Origin of the sequence: Microbacterium sp. NPDC006705 (assembly GCF_044903545.1) — a bacterium.
Classification (GTDB): domain Bacteria; phylum Actinomycetota; class Actinomycetes; order Actinomycetales; family Microbacteriaceae; genus Microbacterium; species Microbacterium plantarum.
The window spans coordinates 22,086-41,979 of record NZ_JBJDQQ010000003.1 but is presented as its reverse complement, the minus strand read 5'-3'; the positions used below and the strand labels follow the sequence as shown (position 1 = coordinate 41,979).

At 72.0% G+C, this 19,894-nt stretch carries 17 protein-coding genes; 13 read left to right on the top strand and 4 right to left on the bottom strand.

Features of this window, described 5'->3' with window-relative positions:
• Positions 1–54 precede the first annotated feature (54 nt).
• Positions 55–4,104 carry an IPT/TIG domain-containing protein gene (locus ACI2K6_RS14090; protein WP_404568873.1) on the bottom strand — a complete coding sequence of 1,350 codons (4,050 nt, stop codon included), beginning with the start codon at positions 4,102–4,104 and terminating at the stop codon, positions 55–57.
• Between the two features lie 173 nt (positions 4,105–4,277).
• Positions 4,278–5,294, bottom strand: coding sequence for an NAD(P)/FAD-dependent oxidoreductase (locus tag ACI2K6_RS14085; protein ID WP_404568872.1), 1,017 nt, complete (start codon positions 5,292–5,294; stop codon positions 4,278–4,280).
• Between the two features lie 157 nt (positions 5,295–5,451).
• Here ACI2K6_RS14085 and ACI2K6_RS14080 point away from each other — a divergent pair, with 157 nt between their 5' ends.
• Entirely contained in the window at positions 5,452–7,182 is a 1,731-nt protein-coding gene (locus ACI2K6_RS14080) for a hypothetical protein (protein WP_404568871.1), read from the top strand.
• A gap of 7 nt (positions 7,183–7,189) precedes the next feature.
• On the opposite strand, the gene ACI2K6_RS14075 is transcribed toward ACI2K6_RS14080, so the two are convergent.
• The gene (locus tag ACI2K6_RS14075) at positions 7,190–8,134 is read right to left on the bottom strand and encodes a Ppx/GppA phosphatase family protein (protein WP_269268822.1); all 945 of its coding nucleotides are present in this window, start codon (positions 8,132–8,134) and stop codon (positions 7,190–7,192) included.
• A 65-nt stretch (positions 8,135–8,199) separates the two neighbouring features.
• On the opposite strand from ACI2K6_RS14075, the gene coaA reads away from it, so the two are divergent.
• The 10 genes from coaA (at position 8,200) to ACI2K6_RS14025 (ending at position 17,052) form a co-directional block, all read left to right on the top strand.
• On the top strand, positions 8,200–9,156 hold the full coding sequence (gene coaA, locus ACI2K6_RS14070; protein WP_404568870.1) for a type I pantothenate kinase: 957 nt from the start codon (positions 8,200–8,202) through the stop codon (positions 9,154–9,156).
• A gap of 93 nt (positions 9,157–9,249) precedes the next feature.
• Positions 9,250–10,464, top strand: a complete 1,215-nt coding sequence (locus tag ACI2K6_RS14065; RefSeq protein WP_274179359.1) for a triacylglycerol lipase — start codon at positions 9,250–9,252, stop codon at positions 10,462–10,464.
• 37 nt (positions 10,465–10,501) lie between these two features.
• On the top strand, positions 10,502–12,352 hold the full coding sequence (glmS, locus tag ACI2K6_RS14060; RefSeq protein ID WP_404568869.1) for a glutamine--fructose-6-phosphate transaminase (isomerizing): 1,851 nt from the start codon (positions 10,502–10,504) through the stop codon (positions 12,350–12,352).
• A gap of 25 nt (positions 12,353–12,377) precedes the next feature.
• Positions 12,378–12,734 (top strand): holo-ACP synthase, encoded by a 357-nt coding sequence (locus ACI2K6_RS14055; protein ID WP_112617885.1) that lies wholly within the window; start codon positions 12,378–12,380, stop codon positions 12,732–12,734.
• Positions 12,731–13,867, top strand: a complete 1,137-nt coding sequence (gene alr, locus ACI2K6_RS14050) for an alanine racemase (protein ID WP_404568868.1) — start codon at positions 12,731–12,733, stop codon at positions 13,865–13,867. Before ACI2K6_RS14055 ends, alr begins: the two co-directional genes overlap by 4 nt.
• Positions 13,864–14,367 (top strand): tRNA (adenosine(37)-N6)-threonylcarbamoyltransferase complex ATPase subunit type 1 TsaE, encoded by a 504-nt coding sequence (tsaE, locus tag ACI2K6_RS14045; protein WP_354449936.1) that lies wholly within the window; start codon positions 13,864–13,866, stop codon positions 14,365–14,367. Before alr ends, tsaE begins: the two co-directional genes overlap by 4 nt.
• Before the next feature lie 36 nt (positions 14,368–14,403).
• Positions 14,404–15,066, top strand: coding sequence for a tRNA (adenosine(37)-N6)-threonylcarbamoyltransferase complex dimerization subunit type 1 TsaB (gene tsaB / locus ACI2K6_RS14040; protein WP_274179356.1), 663 nt, complete (start codon positions 14,404–14,406; stop codon positions 15,064–15,066).
• Positions 15,063–15,530, top strand: a complete 468-nt coding sequence (gene rimI / locus ACI2K6_RS14035) for a ribosomal protein S18-alanine N-acetyltransferase (protein WP_112617889.1) — start codon at positions 15,063–15,065, stop codon at positions 15,528–15,530. The genes tsaB and rimI overlap by 4 nt, the downstream gene beginning before the upstream one ends.
• On the top strand, positions 15,527–16,594 hold the full coding sequence (tsaD, locus tag ACI2K6_RS14030) for a tRNA (adenosine(37)-N6)-threonylcarbamoyltransferase complex transferase subunit TsaD (RefSeq protein WP_404568867.1): 1,068 nt from the start codon (positions 15,527–15,529) through the stop codon (positions 16,592–16,594). The genes rimI and tsaD overlap by 4 nt, the downstream gene beginning before the upstream one ends.
• On the top strand, positions 16,591–17,052 hold the full coding sequence (locus ACI2K6_RS14025) for a hypothetical protein (protein WP_112617890.1): 462 nt from the start codon (positions 16,591–16,593) through the stop codon (positions 17,050–17,052). Before tsaD ends, ACI2K6_RS14025 begins: the two co-directional genes overlap by 4 nt.
• Here ACI2K6_RS14025 and ACI2K6_RS14020 read toward each other — a convergent pair.
• Positions 17,031–18,266 (bottom strand): SAM-dependent methyltransferase, encoded by a 1,236-nt coding sequence (locus ACI2K6_RS14020; RefSeq protein WP_404568866.1) that lies wholly within the window; start codon positions 18,264–18,266, stop codon positions 17,031–17,033. The genes ACI2K6_RS14025 and ACI2K6_RS14020 overlap by 22 nt on opposite strands.
• A 142-nt stretch (positions 18,267–18,408) precedes the next feature.
• On the opposite strand from ACI2K6_RS14020, the gene groES reads away from it, so the two are divergent.
• A complete protein-coding gene (groES, locus tag ACI2K6_RS14015) occupies positions 18,409–18,705 on the top strand; it encodes a co-chaperone GroES (RefSeq protein ID WP_023954390.1) in 297 nt (98 codons plus the stop codon).
• A gap of 122 nt (positions 18,706–18,827) precedes the next feature.
• Complete coding sequence (rarD, locus tag ACI2K6_RS14010; RefSeq protein WP_274179352.1) at positions 18,828–19,769, top strand: EamA family transporter RarD; 942 nt, start codon at positions 18,828–18,830, stop codon at positions 19,767–19,769.
• Positions 19,770–19,894: the final 125 nt, after the last annotated feature.

The following is a 19,894-nucleotide window of genomic DNA, read 5'->3' as shown; positions in this document are numbered from 1 at the left end:
CGGCCCCCTCCTCCTCACGGGGGAGAGGGCCGCTCGTGCCGTCGGGCTCAGGGCTCAGGCGAGCCGGCGTCGCGCGATCATCAGCGCCCCGCCGAGCATGAGCAGCAGCGCCGTCATCGCGAGCGCGCCTGCCCCGTCGCCGTCTCCACCGGTGGCAGCGAGAGAGCTGCTGCCGTTGCCGCTCGATCCGGACGCGGACCCGGCCGAACCTGCCGCGTAGGTGAACGCGCCCGGTTCGACGGCCGTGCCGCACTCGCCCGCGCCCACGACCGTGACCGGCACCGTTCCTGTCGTCGCAGCCGACGGTGAGATCGCGCGGATCACGCCGTCGTTGATCACCTCGAACTGTGCGGGCACCTCGCCGAACAGCACCGCGGTCGCCCCGGTGAAGCACTGCCCGGTGATGGTGACCACCGTTCCGCCCGAGATCGGGCCGGTGCCCGGCGCGACCCCGCCGATGTCGGCGACCGGGTAGAAGGTGAACGCACCCGCGTCGCTCGACCCCGCCGGGGTGGTCACGACCACCGCGGCGTCACCGGCTGCGTGGGCCGGAGTGGTCACGCGCAGCTCGGTGTCCGACACGACGGTCAGAGCCGACCCCGCGACGCCGTCGAAGGTGACCGATGTCGTCCCCGTGAAGTTCGTGCCCGTGATGGTCACGACGGTTCCGCCGGTCTCGGGTCCGCGATCCGGGGCGATCGTGCCGATGACCGGCTCATCGGTGTACTCGTAGCCGTCCGGCAGCGTCTCGCTGCCGCACGCGGCAGCCCCCACGACCTCGACGTCGACGACGCCCGTGCCGGCCGGGACGACCGCGGTGATGCGCGTGTCGCTGTCGACGGTGAAGCTCGTCGCCGGCACGCCGCCGAAGAGGACCGCCGTCGCGCCCGTGAAGCACGAGCCCGTGATCACGACGGTGTTCCCGCCCTCCTCCGGTCCGCCCGGAGGAGTGACACCGTCGATCTCCGTTCCCGCGACGTAGGTGAAGTCGAACGGTGCGCTGTCGCCGTTCGGGTGGACCACCACGACGTCGACGAGTGCCGGCGCGTGCGCGGGTGTCGTCACTCGGATCTCGGTGTCGCTGACGACCTCGAGGTCGGTGCCCGCGATCCCGTCGAACGTGACCGCGGTGGCTCCGAGCAAGCCTTCGCCGATGATCGTCACGACCGTGCCACCGTCCTCGGGCCCGGTCGCCGGGTCGATCGACGTCACGGCGGGCACGTCCAGGTACTCGAAGTCGCCCGCGACGACGTCGCCGCCGGGGTGGCTGATCACCACGGGAACCGTCCCGGGTGCGCCCGGAGGCGTCGTCACCCGGATCTCGGTGTCGCTGACCACCTCGAGGTCCGTGCCGGCCGTCTCGCCGAAGCTGACGCCGGTGGTGCCCGTGAAGCCCTCGCCGTCGATCGTCACGACGGTCCCGCCCGTCTCGGGGCCGGATGCCGGCTCGAGGTCGGTCACGACCGGCGGTGCCACGTACTCATAGCCGTCGGGGATCTCCGCGGTGCCGCAGTCGCCCGCACCCACCACGACGACATCGACGGCGCCGGCCGTCCCCGCGGGGACGACCGCCGTGATCTGGGTCGGCCCGTCGACGGTGAAGCTCGTCGCGGGGATTCCGCCGAAGGTGACTCCGGTGGCACCGGTGAAGCAGTCTCCCGTGATCACGACGGTGTTGCCGCCGGCCTCGGGCCCGCTGCCGGGGGTGACGTCATCGATCTCGGCGACGTCGACGTACTCGAAGTCCAGCGGTGCCGACGCGCCCGCCTCGTTCGTGACCACGACGTCCACGACACCGGGCGCGTGGGCCGGCGTCGTGGCCTCGATGACGGTGTCGCTGACGACCTCGAAGTCGGTGGCGTCGATGCCGTCGAAGGTGACCGCGGTGGTCCCGGTGAAGCCCTCACCCGTGATCGTCACGACCGTGCCGCCCAGCTCGGTGCCGCGCTCCGGAGTGATCGTGGCGAGAGTCGGTGCGCCGGGCTCGACGTAGACGAACCCGTCGTCGACGACGGTGCCGCCGCAGTCGGTGGGGTTGACGATCTCGACGTCGACCACGCCCGCGGTTCCGGCCGGTGTCGTCACGGTCAGCTGCGTGTCGCTGACGACGGTGAGGCCGGTTCCGGCGACGCCGTCGAACAGGACGGCGGTCGTCCCGGTCAGACACGTTCCGGTGATCGTGACGGTGTCGCCGCCGAGCGTCGAGCCCGACGGCGGCGCGATCGCATCCACGGCGGTGACGTCGAAGTACTCGAACGCGAGCGAGTCATCGGCGCCGTCGACGTTCGTGACGGTCACCGCAACGACTCCCGCCACGGCCTGCGGCGGGGTGACGGCGGTGATCGTCCCGTCCGGGTTGATCGTGAACGAATCGGCCGGAACGCCCCCGAAGTCGACGGCGGTCACGGAGTCGAGTCCCGTTCCCGAGATGGTGGTGGTGGTTCCGCCGGTCACCGGGCCGCGAGCCGGGTCGATCGTCAGGTCCGCCGGAACAGCGAGCGGCACGGCCCGCACGGTCGCGGACGCGAGGTTCAGCTCCACGCCCAGGAGCGCGGGTGCGACGGCGACGACGAGCGCGCGCTGCGTGAAGGAGCCGTCGTCGAAGCCGCGCGGGTCGCGGAAGTCGCCCGGGGTCTCCTGGACGTTCGCGGTGAGCGACACGACATCCTGGAGCACGTCCACCAGCGGCGCGAGTGTCGTCACGGTGCCGGTCGCCGCCGTCGTGACCAGGTCCTCGACCGCGTCGGTGCTGAGCACGGTCTCGATGAGGTCGCCGACGGCCGGGAGGATCGAGTCGACCACGACATCGACGATCGGGTCGGCGAGCGGCCCGAGCGGCAGTCCGAGCAGGGTCCCGTCAGCGGTCACGACCGGTGCGGCCGAGCCGGGCGTGCCGAGCAGCCCGCCGACGGTGCCGTCGACCCTGATGGTGAGGTCGCCGACGCTTGGGGGCAGCAGCGGCAGCGCGACCGCGACACCGGTGTCGATCACGATGGTGGCCGCCGTCCCGTTGAGCGTCGCGGTCAGCGCCGTTCCGACGCGTGCGGGCAGCTGAGCGGTGAGGATGTCGCTGAGCGCAGCCGTCACCTCGCCGTTCAGGGTCGCCGCGTCGATGAGCTCGGTCCCGGGCGCCAGCGCGTTCAGGTCGTACACCTCGTCGAGATCGATGACGATCTCGCCCGTGCTGAGAGTCACGGTCAGCGGGCCGGAGACGAAGGGAGTCGCCGTCGCCGTGTCCAGGACCCCGCTGAGGTCGAGAGCGAGTCCCGTGGTCACGGTGGGGTCCTCGAGGTCGACGAGGCCGCCGAGGGCGGTCTCGAGCACGGTGTCGATGCCGCCGAGCAGCCCGCCCACCGTCGTGTCGATGGGGCCGCCGGTCGCACCGAGCGCCGTGACGGACTCGCCGATCGCCGCGAGGTCGGCATCCAGCGCGGCGGTGAGGTCTGTCAGGGCGGGCGCGTTCGCGGAGACGAGACCGCTGGCGATCTGATAGTCGCCGGTGGTCGTCACGCCGCCCGCCGCGCGGGTCGCGAGAGCGGATGCCGAAACCGCGCCCAGCTCCACCGACAGCTCGCTGATGAGCCCGTCGGCCCCCACGGCGCCGAGGACGGGCGTGAGGTTGAGCGTCGTGTTCTGGCCGGGGCTGCCGTCCCCGACGGCGATGGCGCCGTCGGCTGCCAGCAGGCCGGTCGCGGCGTACGCCTCGGCAGCGGTGCTCCGCTGATACTGCTCGGTCGCGCCCAGCGCGACGATGCTGTTCGGTCCGAACAGCTGCAGCCCGAGGCCGATGTCGATCGCGCTCAGCAGCGAGAGGTCCAGCGAGCTGGAGGACTCGGATGCCGGCGGGAAGGCGCCGTAGGCGCCCGCGAGGGCCGCCACGCTGTCCAGGTCGAGCGCTCCACTGCTCGACAGGAAGACCGCCTCCGATTCCGCGCGGTCCGTGGGCGCCGCGATCGCCGCGCCGGCGCCCAGCGAGCCCGCCGTCAGGCCGAGCGCTGTTCCCGCCGCCAGGAACGGGAGCCAGCGTCGTGGCGGCCGGTCGGGTGCGCGTCCTCCCCTCCGGGTCGTGGGCCGCTTCCTCGTTCCCGTGCTCGCATCGACCACCGGGTCCCCCTCATCATCGAACGGAGCCGCGTGACCATCGTCACGCGGGCGACCGCCGCCCCGCGGGGCGCGCGTCTGCCCGAGAAGCTAGGGAGTGTCGACGGAGGCGAGGAAACGGCTTGACACCGCCTGAGTGAACCATCAGAATCCGCTCAGTATTCACTGAGGAGCGCTCAGGTGATCCGTCCTCGCAGCTCCGCCTCATCGGTGGGCGCGTCGGCGAGGACGAGGCGCGCAGCATCCGTGGCGTCGGCGACGTTCCAGAGCAGCACGCCGACCGGCGCGCCCGTCTCGTCGCGGTAGTACACCACTGTCCGCGGTCCGGATTCGTCGTCGCCGGTCTCCACGACGAGGGTGTCGAGATCGGGGTCGAGGGTGCCGACCGCCTCCCACCGGACGTCGAACACCTGCGAGTAGAAGTACGGGGTGTGGCGGTAGGCCTCGCCGCCGCCCGCCATCGATCGCCCGGCCGCCCGGCCCATCTCCTGGGCGTTGTCCACGTGCTCGACGCGGGTGCGACCGAGCAGCCGGTCAGGGTACGAGGCGATGTCGCCGGCCGCCCAGATCGCGTCGTCGGTCGTGGCGAGGCACGCGTCGACCACGACCCCGTCATCGACGGCGAGCCCGGACTGCTCGGCGAGGTCGGTCACCGGCGAGACGCCGAGGCCGAGCACGACCGCGTCGCCGCGCAGCCGCGATCCGTCGTCGAGCACGACCTCGAGGCCGTCGGCCGACGCGTCCGTGACCACCTCCTCGACCCGGCGGTCGGGCACCAGGCGCACACCAGCGTCTCGGAACAGCCGCTGGTACCGCTCGGCGAGCGGAGGCGGGAACGTGCCGTCGCCGAGTGTGGTGCTCGGGAAGACCAGATCGACCCCCACGCCGTTCTGCACGAGGGCGGCGGCGAGCTCCGCGCCGATGTAGCCCCCGCCGACCACGACGATCCGCTCGCCCTCGGCGGCGAGCTCGCGCAGCCGCCGGTAGTCGTCGGCGGAGCGGAAGAAGAGCACCCGGTCGCTGTCGGGCGCATCGACCTCGTGCGGGCGTGAACCGGTCGCGAGGAGCAGCCGACGGTAGCCGAAGCGCTCGCCGGATTCGTCCTCGACCGTGCGCCCGTCGCGGTCGATCGCGGTCACGGTGGTCCGCAGTCGGATCTCGGCGCCCGTGTCGTCGGCCGTGCCGAGCGGCACCTGATCCCAGGTGAAATCCGGGTGGGCGCCACCCGATCCCAGCGCGTGCCGCCGACTCCAGCCGAGCTTATGATGCGCGCGTTAACGGCGACGTCGCTCGGATTCGCTAGGATTTCGGCCGGTGCGGCAGCGGCCGGCCGAAGTCGAGGGGGCGGATGTGAGCCGGGGGCGAACATCGCGACATCGAGCGCGGGTTCGTCCGGGCGTCGCGATCTGGTGGGATGCCGTGTCGAGCGGGCGGTTCTTCACACCCTGGAGCGCCCTCGTCGCCGTTCCCGTCTCCGCCATCGTCCTCGCCCCGTACGCGACCGTCGACACGCCCCTGGAGCTGCTGTCGGCGCAGTTCTCCGGTTTGCTCGTCGCGGGGATCCTGGCTGTGGCCCTGCTGCCGGTCGTCCTCGCGGAACGACGGATACCGTCATCGACGGCACGCGGGGTGCTCGTGCTGGCGGCTCTCGTCGCCGCGGCCGTCGCGCGGCCCTTCCTCAACGACGCTCTGGCGGTCGGTGCGTTCGGACTCGGAACCGACCCCGCGTGGAGCGAGCGCATCGTGACCAACGTCGTCGCGTGGGTGAGCGTGCTGTCACTCGTGGCCGTGACCGAACAGCTCTACGTCAGCTCGCGGACCGCGAGGACGCGCCTCGCCGACGCGCTGCGGACGGTGACCGACGAGCAGCGCCGCGCCGGTCGCTACGAACGGGACACGCGCGAGTTCCTCACGTCCGAGATCAGCGCCCTGCGCACCGCCCTGGCCGCTCTCGTCGCTTCCCCGCTCGACTTCGAGCGCGTGCGAGGTTTCTCCGACGGCGTCCGCTCGGTGAGCCACCGCGCCCGAGATCGCGCGGGGCTCGAGCTCGCCGACATCTCTCCCGACGACGCGGGGCCGTCGGCGATCGAGATGGCACGCACCGTGTTCGAGCGATTGCGTCCGCCGGCGCCGGGCCTCGTCGGCGTCATCTTCGCCGCGGGGAGCGCGCCGTTCGCGCTGCGCACCGAGGGCCCCGTCTTCGCGGCGGTCCTCATCGTCGGGGTGGTCGCCCTGTGCCTCGCGGTCGACCGGCTCACCCGCGGCATCGCCTGCCGCTCGTCCGCGCTGCGACGGGGGAGACGCCTCGTCGGGCTGTGGCTCGGCGCGGGGATCGTGGTGGCCGCGGCGGCGGCGGTCGTCGTGGGGCTGCCCAGCTTCATCCCCGTCATCCCGGCGATCGCACTGCCCGGCATCGCGATCGTGGCGGCGCTGTGTGCCGAGGCGATCCACCGGGGCCGGGTCGAGACCCGTCGGCTGGGCCGTGCGCTGCAGGCGCTCGTCCGCTCCGCCGCGGACCAGACCTCGAGCACGAGGCAGGACCTGGCGCATGCCTCCGACGTCCTTCACAGCCGGGTCCAGAGCACGTGCGTGATCCTCGCGGCCCGCGTGGACGACGAGATCGCGACGCCCGGCGACATCCGCGACTTCGAGCTCGCGATCAGCGCGGGGCTGACCGACGCCCTCGGGGCCCGTCGGCCCGGGGCGGCGCGAGCGGCGGACCTCGCCGAGACCGTGGCGATCTGGCGACCCGTGCTGACGGTGTCTTCCGCGGTGGATCCTGCTGCGACGGTCGCCATGTCGGACGCCCTCGTGACGACGCGCGTCGTCGCGGTCGTGGCCGAAGGGCTCGTGAACGCGGTCAAGCATGCCGCGGCCCGCTCGGCCGACATCGAGGTGCGAGGCGCCGCCGACGGGGCATCCCTGTCGGTCCGCGTCCGCACCCCCGGGCGGTTGCGCAGCGACGCCGGTGCGGCGACGGGCCTGGGCCTCGCCGGGCTCGGACCGTCGGCGCGGGTGTTCCAGAACGGCCGCGACGTCGTTCTCGAAGCCTCCGTGCCGGTCGGCGCGGACGTCGGGTGATCGACGGTCAGGGACGCGGAGCGCTCCATGACAGCGACTCGATGTAGCGGAGAAGCACTCCCTCGCGCAGCGCCCAGGGCGAGACCTCGAGCTCGTCGACGTCGAACGCGCGCATCGCCTCGTGGAGGACGACGGCGCCCGCGACGATCTGGAAGGTGCGGTCGGCGGTGATCCCCGGGAGCTCCTGCCGGGCGGATGCCGGGATGCGGGCGAGCCGCGGGATCCACGAGTTCAGCGCCGAGCGGGGCAGGGTCATCCGCTCGATCCCCGACCAGCCCGGCACCGGGTCGCCCGCGAGCTTCGCCAGCGAACGGATGGTCTTGGAGGAGCCGACGACGTGGTCGGGTCGAGGGCTGTCCGCCATCGACGCGACGATCGGCTTCAGGGTCGCGCGCGCGTGCTCCCGCAGGACGTCGACGGCATCCTCGCCCGGCGGGTCGGCGGGCAGGAACTGCACCGTCATCCGGCCTGCGCCGAGCGGCACCGAGGCGGCCGTGTCGGGCAGCTCGTCACTGCCGGCCGCGATCTCGAGAGAACCGCCGCCGATGTCGAACAGCAGGATCTCGCCCGCGGACCAGCCGAACCAGCGGCGCACCGCCAGGAAGGTGAAGCGCGCCTCCGACTCGCCGCCGAGCACCTGCAGGTCCTGCCCCAGGGCTTCCTCGATCGCGGCGATGACCTGCGGTCCGTTCGCGGCGTCGCGCACGGCGCTCGTGGCGGTGGCGAGGAGCTCAGCGACGTTCTCCGTGCGCGACACCGCGACCGCCTCGGTCACGGCGGCTACGAGGGCGCGGACGCCGTCGTCGCTGATCGAGCCGTCGGGCTCGAGATAGCGCATCAGTCGCAGCACCGTCCGCTTGCTCGTCCGGGCGAGGGGGCGCCCTCCGGGGCGGACATCGGCGACGAGCAGGTGGACGGTGTTCGAACCGATGTCGAGGACTCCCAGACGCACAGGTTCACAGTAGTGGCAGGCCGCCAGCGCCGCCGGGCCTCCGGCCGGGGGTTACGATGAGCGCGATGTCCCCTGAAGATGTGCAGGCGCTGGCGCCGCTCGCTCCCGCCCTGTACCGCGAGATCGACCGCTCCGACTGGTCCCGGCTCGCGGCGGGTGTGACCCAGCCGCTGACCGAGACCGAGATCGTCCAGCTCCGCGGACTCGGGGACCGGATGGACCTCGGTGAAGTGTCGCAGGTCTACCTCCCGCTCAGTCGGCTGCTCTCGCTGTACGCCAGCGCGACCCGGCGCCTCGGGGCCGACACCGACGCGTTCCTCGGCGAGCAGGACAGCACGACGCCCTTCGTCGTCGGCGTGGCCGGATCGGTCGCCGTCGGGAAGTCGACCGTCGCGCGTCTGCTTCGCGAGCTGATGAGTCGCTGGCCCGGGACGCCCCGGGTGGAGCTCGTCACGACCGACGGCTTCCTGTATCCCAACGCCGAGCTCGAGCGTCGCGGGCTGATGGCTCGGAAGGGCTTCCCCGAGAGCTACGATCGCCGCGCGCTGATCGAGTTCCTCACGGAGGTGAAGTCCGGCGCCCCCGAGGTGCACGCCCCGTTCTACTCGCATATGCGGTACGACATCGTCCCGGACGCGCAGATCACCGTCCGCCGCCCCGACGTCGTGATCGTCGAGGGGCTGAACGTCCTGGCACCGCCGCCCGCGCCGCACGAGGTCGCCGTCAGCGACATGTTCGACTTCTCGATCTACGTCGATGCGGATGCCGAGCACATCAGTCAGTGGTACGTCGAGCGCTTCATGGCGCTCAAGGCGGGCGCATTCAACAACCCCTCGTCGTACTTCAACACCTTCGCCGACCTGGACGACGACGAAGCGGTGGCGATGGCGCGCGGCTTCTGGAACGACATCAACCTCCCGAACCTCGTCGAGAACGTCCTGCCGACGAAGCACCGGGCGACACTGATCCTGCACAAGGGCGCTTCGCACGCCGTCGAGCGCGTGCTCCTGCGGAAGGTCTGACTGCCTCGACCCGGCGTTCTGTCAGCGAGTGCTCGCTAAGCTCCGGTGTCTTCTGTTACGCACCCGTCACCGCAACCTGCTAGGTATGGATCCATGGAACTGGGGCGGCGTTCGCGCGCGCTCGTGCGCGGTGCGTTACGCGCGCGCTCGCGGCTGCGCCGCCGGCGGTCCCGGTGGCGGTCCCTCGTCGCGCTGAGCACGGTCGTCGTGCTCGCGGCGACTGCGACCCTCGCTCCCGCGGCGGCGTCGTCCGCGTTCGCGCCTGCGGCAGTGGCCGGCCCGGCCGTGGCGCTCGGCGACCGTGTCGTGCGGCTGAGCGAGCAGGCGGAACCGGACTCGCGGGCGGTGCTGCTCGTCCACGGGTGGCTGAGCACCGTCCTCCCCGACGCCGACGGCCAGCGCTCCTACGCCCGGTCGCCGTTCGCTCGCCCGGTGCAGTGGCGCGACGGCTCCGGTGCGCCGGTGGCGCGGGGGATGACGGCGTCGCTGCAGCAGCGGCTCGAAGCGCGGCCGGGGGTCGCCGTGTACGCGTTCGACTACTCCGCGAACTCCGCCGGGTGGGTCGGCTCGACCGGTTCGGCCGACAATCTCGCCGCCGCGATCCGTTCGATAGCCGACGCCGTCCACGGCCCGGTCGACGTCGTGACCCATTCGATGGGCGGGCTGGCCCTGCGGTACGCCCTGCGCGACGCCCCGGACATCGCCGCGCTCATCGGCGAGGTCGTCACGGTCGCCGCTCCCACGCAAGGCTCGGACATCGCCAATGTCGCGGTCGACATCGCCGGGGCGATCCGCGCCACGATGTCGACGGTGCCGGTGCTGCAGAACCTCGTGCTGCCCTGGATCGGCGCGGTCTGCAACAAGCAGCTCGCGGAAGACGCGCGCGGCGGCTGCGATCTGCCACCCGTCATCCGGACGGGTATCGCCGCCCTCGGCCCGGCAGGTACGTCCCTGCGCGCCGGGTCGGCGGAGCTCGCCGATCTGCCCGACTGGCCGGCGGGTCTGCACGTGCACGCGATCGCGGCGTCCGCCGTCGTCGCGATGCCGCTCCCATCGGGGAAGACCGGGGAGGCCCGCCTCGGCGACGGTCTGGTCGCCGAGACGTCCGCCCTCGCCGGAGCGGCGGACACGACGGTGGTCACATGCCGCAGAGACCTCCCGCCCGGCGTTGGCGGAGTCGGGATGATCCTGTCGGGCCAGGTCGCCGCACCGCCGTTCGGCGGCGCGTGCGGGCACGACGCGGTCTTCTCCAATCTCGAGGTGGTCGACGCCGTGCTGGCAGCGTTGCGCGGGCCCGCGTCCGGCTGAGATCGAGCGCCGGGGCTCCCGATCTAGGATGGAGCCCATGTGCGGCATCATCGGCTACGTGGGTCCTCGTCCCTCGCAGGACATCCTCATCTCGGGTCTGGCCCGCCTCGAGTACCGCGGCTACGACTCCGCCGGCATCGCCGTCATCGACGGCGAGGGCGGCCTGGGAACACGCAAGCGCGCGGGCAAGCTGCAGGTGCTGCGCGACGACCTGGCCGCGCACCCGCTGGCAGACGGCACGACGGGAATCGGTCACACCCGGTGGGCCACGCACGGCGGCCCGACCGACGCGAACGCGCACCCGCACCTGGCCGACGACGACAAGCTCGCGGTCATCCACAACGGCATCATCGAGAACTTCTCCGAGCTGAAGTCCGAGCTCGTCGCCGAGGGATACACCTTCCGCAGCGAGACCGACACCGAGGTCGCCGCTGTGCTGCTGGGCCGCGAGTACCGGGCATCCGGCGATCTGGTCGAGGCGTTCCGCGCGACGGTGTCGCGCCTGGAGGGGGCATTCACGCTCCTGGCCCTGCACCGCGACCAGCCCGGTCTCGTCGTGGGCGCCCGCCGCAACTCGCCGCTGGTGATCGGCCTCGGCGACGGCGAGAACTTCCTCGGCTCCGACGTCGCCGCCTTCGTCGAGCACACGCGCCACGCGCTCGCGATCGGCCAGGACGAGATCGTCGCGATCACCCCGCAGGAGGTCACGGTCACCGACTTCTCCGGTGCCGCCGTCGACGTCGAGCCGTTCGAGGTCGTATGGGATGCCGCTGCTGCGGACAAGGGCGGCTGGTCGTCGTTCATGGCCAAGGAGGTCTCGGAGGAGCCCGAGGCCGTGGCCAACACCATCCGCGGGCGCGTGCACGACGGTCTCGTGCAGATCCCCGAACTCGACGGCCTCGACGAGCTGTTCACGGACATCGATCGCGTCATCGTCATCGCGTGCGGCACCGCCGCGTACGCCGGCATGGTCGGCAAGTACGCCCTCGAGCAGTGGGCGCGCGTTCCCGTCGACGTCGAGCTCGCCCACGAGTTCCGCTACCGCGATCCCGTCATCGGCCCGCGGACACTCGTCGTCTCCATCAGCCAGTCCGGCGAGACGATGGACACGCTCATGGCCGTCAAGTACGCCCGTGAAGCCGGCGCGAAGACGCTGTCGATCTGCAACACCCAGGGCGCGACGATCCCGCGCGAGTCCGATGCCATCGTCTACACCCACGCCGGCCCCGAGGTCGCCGTCGCGTCCACGAAGGCGTTCGTCGCGCAGATCACCGCGCTCTACCTGCTGGCCCTGCACGTCGGCCGCGTGCGCGGTGCCCTGTCCGACGAGGCGATCGCCCGGCAGGTCGCCCAGCTCGAGGCCGTGCCGGAGAAGATCGCCCGGGTCCTGGCAGGTGAGCAGGAGCACATCGAGCAGTTCGCCCACTGGATGGCCGACACCCGCTCGGTGATCTTCCTCGGCCGTCACGTCGGCTACCCGATCGCGCTCGAGGGCGCGCTCAAGCTCAAGGAGATCTCCTACATCCACGCCGAGGGCTTCGCCGCCGGAGAGCTCAAGCACGGCCCGATCGCCCTCATCGAGCCCGGTCAGCCGGTGTTCGTCATGGTGCCCTCGCCGACGAGCTCGCCCCTGCTGCACGCGAAGGTCGTGTCCAACATCCAGGAGATCCGTGCCCGCGGCGCGCGCATCATCGCGGTCGCCGAAGAGGGGGATGCCGCCGTCCTCCCGTTCGCCGACGAGGTGCTGCGCATCCCGCTCGCCGAGCCGCTGTTCGAGCCGCTTCTCGCGGTGGTTCCGCTGCACATCTTCGCCATGGGCCTGGCCACCGCCAAGGGCCTCGACGTCGACCAGCCGCGCAACCTCGCCAAGTCGGTCACCGTCGAGTGAGTCCGTCGGGCTGGAAGGGGATGCCGTGATCGTCGGCATCGGCGTCGACCTGGTCGACGTCCCGCGCTTCGAGCGTTCGCTCGAACGCACCCCTCGCCTGCTCGACAGGCTCTTCTCGCCCGCCGAGCGCGCCCTCAAGCCCCGGTCTCTCGCTGCCCGGTACGCCGCGAAGGAGGCGCTCATCAAGGCCCTCGGCGGCTCGGAGGGCGTGCACTGGGTCGACATCGAGGTGGCGTCGGAGTCTTCGGGGCGTCCGGTCTTCGCCCTCACCGGTGAGACGGCCGCCACGGTGGCCGCACGGGGCGTGACGGCGGTGCACCTGTCGCTCTCGCACGATGCGAACCTCGCCACCGCCTACGTGATCGCCGAGGCCGCATCGTGACCGTACGCCCGCTGCGCGAAGCCCTCATCGACGTCGAGGCGATCGAGCACAACGTCCGTCATCTGCGGCGTCTCGTCCAGACCGAGATCATCGCCGTCGTGAAAGCCGACGGTTACGGGCACGGCGCCGTGCGTGCTGCGACCGCGGCCCTGTCGGGTGGCGCGACGCGACTCGGCGTGGCGGACATCGCCGAGGCCGTCGCCCTGCGCCGAGCGGGAATCACCGCCCCCATCGTCGCGTGGCTGCACGCGCCCGGCGCGGATTTCCGCGAGGCGGCCGAGCACGGCGTCGAGCTCGGGATCTCGAGCTTCGCGCAGCTGCAGGCCGCCGCGGCGGCAGCATCCGTCGGGCGCTCCGTCGGTGTGCACCTCAAGGTGGAGACCGGGCTCGGGCGCAACGGCGTCGAGCCGCGCGAGTGGCAGCGCGTCTGCGCGGAGGCGGCGAGACTCGAGCGCATCGGCCAGCTGCGCGTCATCGGCGTCTTCAGTCACCTCTCCAACACGAGCATCGAGGACGACCGCGCCGCGCTCGCCCGATTCCACGACGCTCTCGCTGAGGCGAGCGCGGCGGGGGTGCATCCGCCGCTGCGCCACATCGCCGCGTCGAACGCGGCGATCGCGCTGCCCGAGACGCGGCTGAACTGCGTCCGCCTGGGGCTCGCGATCTACGGACTCTCTCCGCTTCCGGGACGCTCCTCGGCAGACCTCGGGCTGCTGCCGGCGATGACCCTGCGCACCTCGGTCGCCGCGGTGCGACGCGTGCCGGCCGGCCAAGGCGTGTCGTACGGCTACACGCACCGCACCGCGTCCGAGACGACGCTCGCCCTGGTCCCGCTCGGCTATGCCGACGGCGTGCCCCGGCAGGCCTCCGGCCGCGGGCCGGTGGTCATCGGCGGCCGGCGGTTCACGGTCTCGGGCCGGATCGCGATGGACCAGTTCGTCGTCGACGTCGGTGACGCCGACGTCTCGATCGGCGACGAGGTCGTGCTCTTCGGCGACCCCACGCTGGGTTTTCCCGCCGCCGCCGACTGGGGCGATGCCGCGGACACGATCGATTACGAGATCGTCACCCGTATCGGCCCGCGGGTGCACCGCACGGCGGTATCGTCCGAGATGACGGGAGGCCTGCGATGAGCGGAATGGACGACTACCTCGGCGAACGCGAGGTGACCTCGGCCGACGAGATGGAGGCCTGGGGGAGGGAGATCGGATCGCGGCTCCGCGCCGGCGAGCTCGTCGTCCTCACCGGGCCTCTCGGGGCTGGCAAGACGACGCTGACCCGGGGGATCGGCGCCGGCCTCGGCGTCCGCGGACCGATCCAGAGTCCGACCTTCGTCATCGCACGCACCCACCCCTCGCTCGTCGACGGTCCGCCGCTGATCCATGTCGACGCCTACCGCCTGGGGTCCCCGGCGGAGCTGTCGGACCTCGATCTCGACCTGGACGCCAGTGTCACGATCGTCGAGTGGGGACACGGCATGGTCGACGGTCTTCGCGACAGCTGGTGGGAGATCGAGCTCGAGCGGGGCTGGAGCGGCACCGGGCTCGACAACGCCTGCGGCACGAGCGGCCCGGCGGCAGCGGAGATGGCCGACGCGGCCCCGCGCCTCGTGACGGTCACGCGGCGCCCCTGAGCGCGAGGCCGCACGGCCCGGGCTACCCTGGGTGACGTGATTCTGGGCATCGACACCTCGATCGGCACGGCCGTCGCGATCGTCGACCCCGCGGGCCGTGTCCGCGCCGAGGTCGTCAGCCGCGACCCCCGCGGTCACGCCGAGGTCATCGGCGATCTGCTCGTGCGCGTCTTCCACGAAGCGGGGGTCGACCCCGTCGAGATCACGGCCGTCGCCGCGGGCATGGGGCCGGGTCCGTTCACGGGACTGCGGGTCGGGATCGCGGCCGCACGGGCGTTCGCCCTCGGGCGCGGCGTCCCCCTGATCGCGGTCGCGAGCCACGATGCTGCGGCGCGCGCACACGTCGATCCCGCGTACGCCACCGCCGGCGCGGCTCCCGTCGAGGGCGAGCCGGTCGCGATCGTGACCGATGCCCGCCGTCGCGAGGTCGCCGTCTCGATCTATCGCGTCGAACGGGGGATGCCGGTGCGCCTCACCGACGCGCATCTCGTGCCGCGCGCGTCGACCGAGCCCCTCGCCCTGTTCGGAGCTCCCGCCTCGGAGCTGCCGGAGACGACATCCATCAGTGCCGCAGCCCTCGCCCGGATCGCGGCCGAACGACTGTCGGCGGGCGCCGCCGACGCGTCGGCCGCCGAGCCCCTGTACCTCCGCGCCCCGGACGTGACGGTGCCGGCCGGACCGAAGAAGGTGGGCACGTGAGCCTGCGGACCGCGACCGGTGACGACCTCGACGCGATCATGGCGCTCGAGCAGGCGTCGTTCCCCACCGATGCGTGGAGCCGCACCGCCATGTCCGCAGAGCTCGCCTCGCCGCACGGGCGCTACCTCGTCGACGTCGAGGACGATCGCGTCGTCGGTTACGGCGGTGTCCGGTCGGTGCGGGGCGCGGATGACGCCGACATCCAGACCATCGCCCTCGAACCGTCCCGGCGCGGCACCGGTCGCGGCCGAACCCTGCTGCGGGCGCTCATCGCCGAAGCCCGCGACCGCGGCGCTCGCGAGCTCTTCCTCGAGGTGCGCGCCGACAACCCCGTCGCCCAGGCCCTCTACGTCTCGGAGGGGTTCGTCGAGATCGCCCGCCGTCCGCGGTACTACCAGCCCGACGACGTCGACGCGATCATCATGCAGCTGAACCTCCGCGGTGAGGGAGGGACCGACCGATGACCATCGACCTGACCCGCTCCGAACCTCTCGTGCTGGGGATCGAGACCAGCTGCGACGAGACCGGCATCGGCATCGTCCGCGGGCGCACGCTGCTGTCGAACACGATCGCGAGCTCGATGGCCGAGCATGCCCGTTACGGCGGCGTCGTGCCCGAGGTCGCCGCGCGCGCCCACCTCGAGGCGCTCCAGCCGGCGATCGAGGCCGCCGTGGCCGAAGCGGGCGTCTCGCTGCAGGAGCTCGACGCGGTCGCCGTCACGAGCGGCCCAGGGCTGGCCGGCGCGCTCATGGTCGGCGTCGGGGCTGCGAAGGCCCTCGCCGTGTCGCTCGGGAAGCCGCTCTACGCGGTCAACCATCTGGTCGGTCACATCGCGGCCGACATCCTGACCGGTGACGACGTCGAGTACCCGACCGTCGCCCTCCTGGTCAGCGGCGGACACACCTCGCTCCTCCTCGTCCGCGATCTGGTCTCCGACGTCGAGATGCTCGGCGAGACGATGGATGACGCCGCCGGCGAGGCCTTCGACAAGATCGCCCGCATCCTCGGTCTGCCCTACCCCGGAGGCCCCGAGATCGACCGCGCCGCAGCCGGCGGCGACCCCGACGCCATCCGATTCCCGCGCGGACTCTCCCGAGCGTCCGACCTGGCCGCGCACCGGTACGACTTCTCCTTCTCCGGGCTGAAGACCGCCGTGGCGCGCTGGATCGAGCAGCGCGAGGCGGCGGGCGAGACCGTGCCCGTCGCCGACGTCGCGGCATCCTTCCGCGAAGCGGTCGTCGACGTCCTCGTGACCAAGGCGCTCGACGCGTGCGCGCAGCACGGCGTGCCCCGGCTGCTCCTCGGCGGCGGCGTGATCGCCAATCGCCGGCTGCGCGAGGTCGCGCTCGAACGAGCCGCCGCCGCGGGCGTCGCGGTGCGCATCCCGCCGCTGAGCCTGTGCACCGACAACGGGGCGATGATCGCTGCGCTCGCCGCCGAGCTCATCTCCTCGGGCGCCGAGCCGTCGACCCTCTCGTTCGGCGCCGACTCGACGCTTCCGGTCACCGAGATCCAGGTACGCGGGTGAGCGACGACCGTCGGCGCAGTCGGCGCCCCGCCGTGGCAGCGCCGACGGATGACGTCGCGTCGGCTCCCGAGGCCGCGAGGCTTCCGGGCGAGCACCGCGGCGGGTTCCAGCGCGAGTTCACGCAGCCGACACCGCTGCTGAGCAGCCCCGAGGTCGGCCCGCGCGCCGAGCCCGCTGCGTCGCAGCCGCGCGTCGAGTGGGCCCCGGCGCCCGAGATCCTGCCGCGGTCGGGGGCGTGGGCGCTCGCGCTGGCGATCGTGGCCCTCGTGCTGTCGCTGTTTGTCGGGTGGGCGTTCCCGCTGGGTATCGCAGCGGTCGTGATGGCGGTGCTGGCGCTGCGCCGACCGTGGGAGCGTCGCGGGGTCGCGGTGTGGGCGCTCGGCCTCGCCGCGTTGTCGATCCTCTACAGCGCGGGCTGGCTCGTCTGGGCGGCGGCTCAGGCCGGGCTGCTGGACTGAGCCCCGTCGCCGGGGCGGCCCTCACCGTCCTCGACGCGGTCGGCGAGGACGGCCACCCGGCGGTCTCCGACGCGCGTGAGGAAGAGGGTCGCCGACGCGCTCCCCGACAGGCTCAGCTTCTTGCGGAACTGCGCGGGATCGATGTCGACCCCGCGTTTCTTGATCTCCAGGATGCCGATCCCTGCGCGCTTGAGCGCGGCGTCGATCTCGCGGGTCTTCAGCGGCAGGACCTCGCGCACCCGGAACGTCGTCGCGAACGCGCTGGTACGCCCCGTGTCGGAGGTCATGTACGCCGTGCCGCCGGCGAGCATCCCCGCGTCGAGGGAGCGGGCCACGTCGCCGATCAGCCGAGCGCGGATGACGGCGCCGTCTGGCTCGTGCAGGTAGGCGCCCAGATCGCGCGGATCGACGTCCGGAGCATCATCGGCGGCGGTGAGCTCGGCGGCACGATCGCCGCGGATCACGAGGGCGGACCGCCGGACGCCCGGGCGAGCGAGAGCGCCCGACCAGAGGACGAGCTCGATCGTCGAGCCGTCCGCGCTGATCCACTGCGCCTCGCCGTCGGTGGGAAGGTCGTCGCGGTCGAACGCAGGGCCGAGCTTGATGCCCGTCGGCATCCGACCTGCGAGGTCGAAGGCCCACTCGAGCGACGGCGTGTAGTCGGATGCCGCGATGCGCCGCGTCTCGCTGTGGCCCGAGGTGCGGCGAGCGGGGTCGAGCCAGACGGCATCGACGCCGTCGAGATCGGTCTCCTCCGCCCGCCCGTGGCGCACGCGAGCGGCTGCACCGAACGGGGCGAGGTTGTAGGCGGCCAGGGCGGCCGTGATCTCGTCTGCGTCGACGGCCAGGACCTCGAGTCCGATGCCGGCGAACCCCAGGGCGTCGCCGCCGATGCCGCAGCCGAGGTCGGCGACGCGGGCGATGCCGGCATCGCGGAACCTGCCGGCGTGGCGGGCGGCGACAACGAGACGCGTAGCCTGCTCGAGGCCGGCCCGGGTGAACAGCATCCGATCGGCGAACGGACCGAACTTCGCCCGCGCGCGCTCGCGCAGCCGGGCTTGCCCGACGACGGCCGACACGAGGTCGGGGGAAAGGCCCTCGCGTCGCAGCCGCGACACGGCCGACGCGGCATCCGCCGTAGACGAGATCCGGAGGGCGTCGACCAGACGGAGTCCCTCGGGGGTCAGCAACGCGGAGAGCTCGGCGTGATCCACCACGACAGCCTACGCGGGGCGGTGCGGCCGGTTCAGGGGTGTTGGCACTCGCGTTGCGTGAGTGCCAACGTCCCCCTAGACTCGGAGTTGGCACTCTCAGGGTGAGATTGCCAACAAGTCTTGTCGAAGAAAGAGGTAGACCGTGTCGGTTTCCATCAAGCCGCTCGAGGACCGCATCGTCATCAAGCAGGTCGAGGCCGAGCAGACCACTGCGAGTGGTCTGGTCATCCCCGACACCGCCAAGGAGAAGCCCCAGGAGGGCGAGGTCGTGGCGGTCGGCCCCGGCCGCATCGATGACAACGGCAACCGTGTTCCGCTCGACGTCGCCGTCGGCGACCGCGTGATCTACAGCAAGTACGGCGGAACCGAGGTCAAGTTCGGCGCTGACGAGTTCCTCGTGCTCTCGGCCCGCGACGTCCTCGCCGTCGTCGTCCGCTGACGCAGAGCTCTTCCACGAAGGCCCGGGTGCATCGCATCCGGGCCTTCGTCATGGCAGGCGTGCGGCGGCGGATGGCAGTCCGTCGTGACCTCGCCGTGTCATGACCGTCCTATGCTTGGCTCGTGACACCCCTCGATCCCGCCCGTGAACGCTCGCTCGGCGGGATCTACGCTTTCTCGGCCTACGTGCTCTGGGGCTTCATGCCCCTCTACTTCCTCACGCTCGCCCCGATGGGGCCGTTCGAGGTCGTGTCGTGGCGCATCCTGTTCTCGCTGGTGTTCTGCGCGATCCTCCTCACGGTGCTCCGGGCCTGGGGCAAGCTGATCGCGATCCTGCGCACGCCGCGCCTGGTGCTGTGGACCATCGTGGCGGGGCTGCTCATCTACGTGAACTGGCAGGTCTTCCTCATCAGCACCCTCACGGGGCACGTGATCGAGGGGAGCCTCGGGTACTTCATTAACCCGATCGTCACGGTGCTCCTCGGCGTCCTCGTCCTGAAGGAGCGGCTGCGAGTGGCCCAGTGGGTCGCGATCGGCATCGCCGCCGTCGCGGTCGGCGTCATCGTCATCGGCTACGGGGCCTTCCCGTGGATCGCCCTGACCCTCGCCGCGAGCTTCGGCACCTACGGACTGGTCAAGAAGCAGATCGGGCCCTCGGTCGACGCCGTGAGCGGCCTGACCCTCGAGTCGCTCTGGCTGGCGCCCGTCGCGATCGTGCAGGCGATCATCGTTGCGGTCACCGGCGGGCTCGTTTTCGGCTCGGTCAGCCCCGGCCACACCGCGCTGGTGACCCTCGCCGGGATCGTCACCGCCGTGCCCCTGCTGTTCTTCGCCGCCGGCGCCCGTCGCAGCAGCCTCACGGTGATCGGCCTGCTGCAGTTCGTCGCGCCGATCCTTCAGTTCATCACGGGGGCCTGGATCCTCGGCGAGCCGATGCCTCTCGAGCGCTGGATCGGCTTCGGGCTCGTCTGGCTCGCCCTCGTCGTGCTCAGCGTCGACTCGCTGCGCGCCGCTCGTCGTCCGAAACGCGTCGACGAGGCATCCGACGTCGCCCCCGTCGTCTGACGTGGCACCGGTCCCACCCGCGTCATCGCGCGGGACGCCGCGGGCCGGAAGTAACGATCAGGTCGCGTAACAGACCGTTAACACATCGCAACATCCCTGATGCAGCGGCACCACTAGGTTTGACC

Coding starts and splice junctions, on each gene's coding strand:
- coaA (WP_404568870.1), top strand. CDS start 8,200: ATGTCCCCTGAAGATGTGCAGGCGCTGGCGCCGCTCGCTCCCGCCCTG.
- glmS (WP_404568869.1), top strand. CDS start 10,502: ATGTGCGGCATCATCGGCTACGTGGGTCCTCGTCCCTCGCAGGACATC.
- tsaD (WP_404568867.1), top strand. CDS start 15,527: ATGACCATCGACCTGACCCGCTCCGAACCTCTCGTGCTGGGGATCGAG.
- ACI2K6_RS14065 (WP_274179359.1), top strand. CDS start 9,250: ATGGAACTGGGGCGGCGTTCGCGCGCGCTCGTGCGCGGTGCGTTACGC.
- tsaE (WP_354449936.1), top strand. CDS start 13,864: ATGAGCGGAATGGACGACTACCTCGGCGAACGCGAGGTGACCTCGGCC.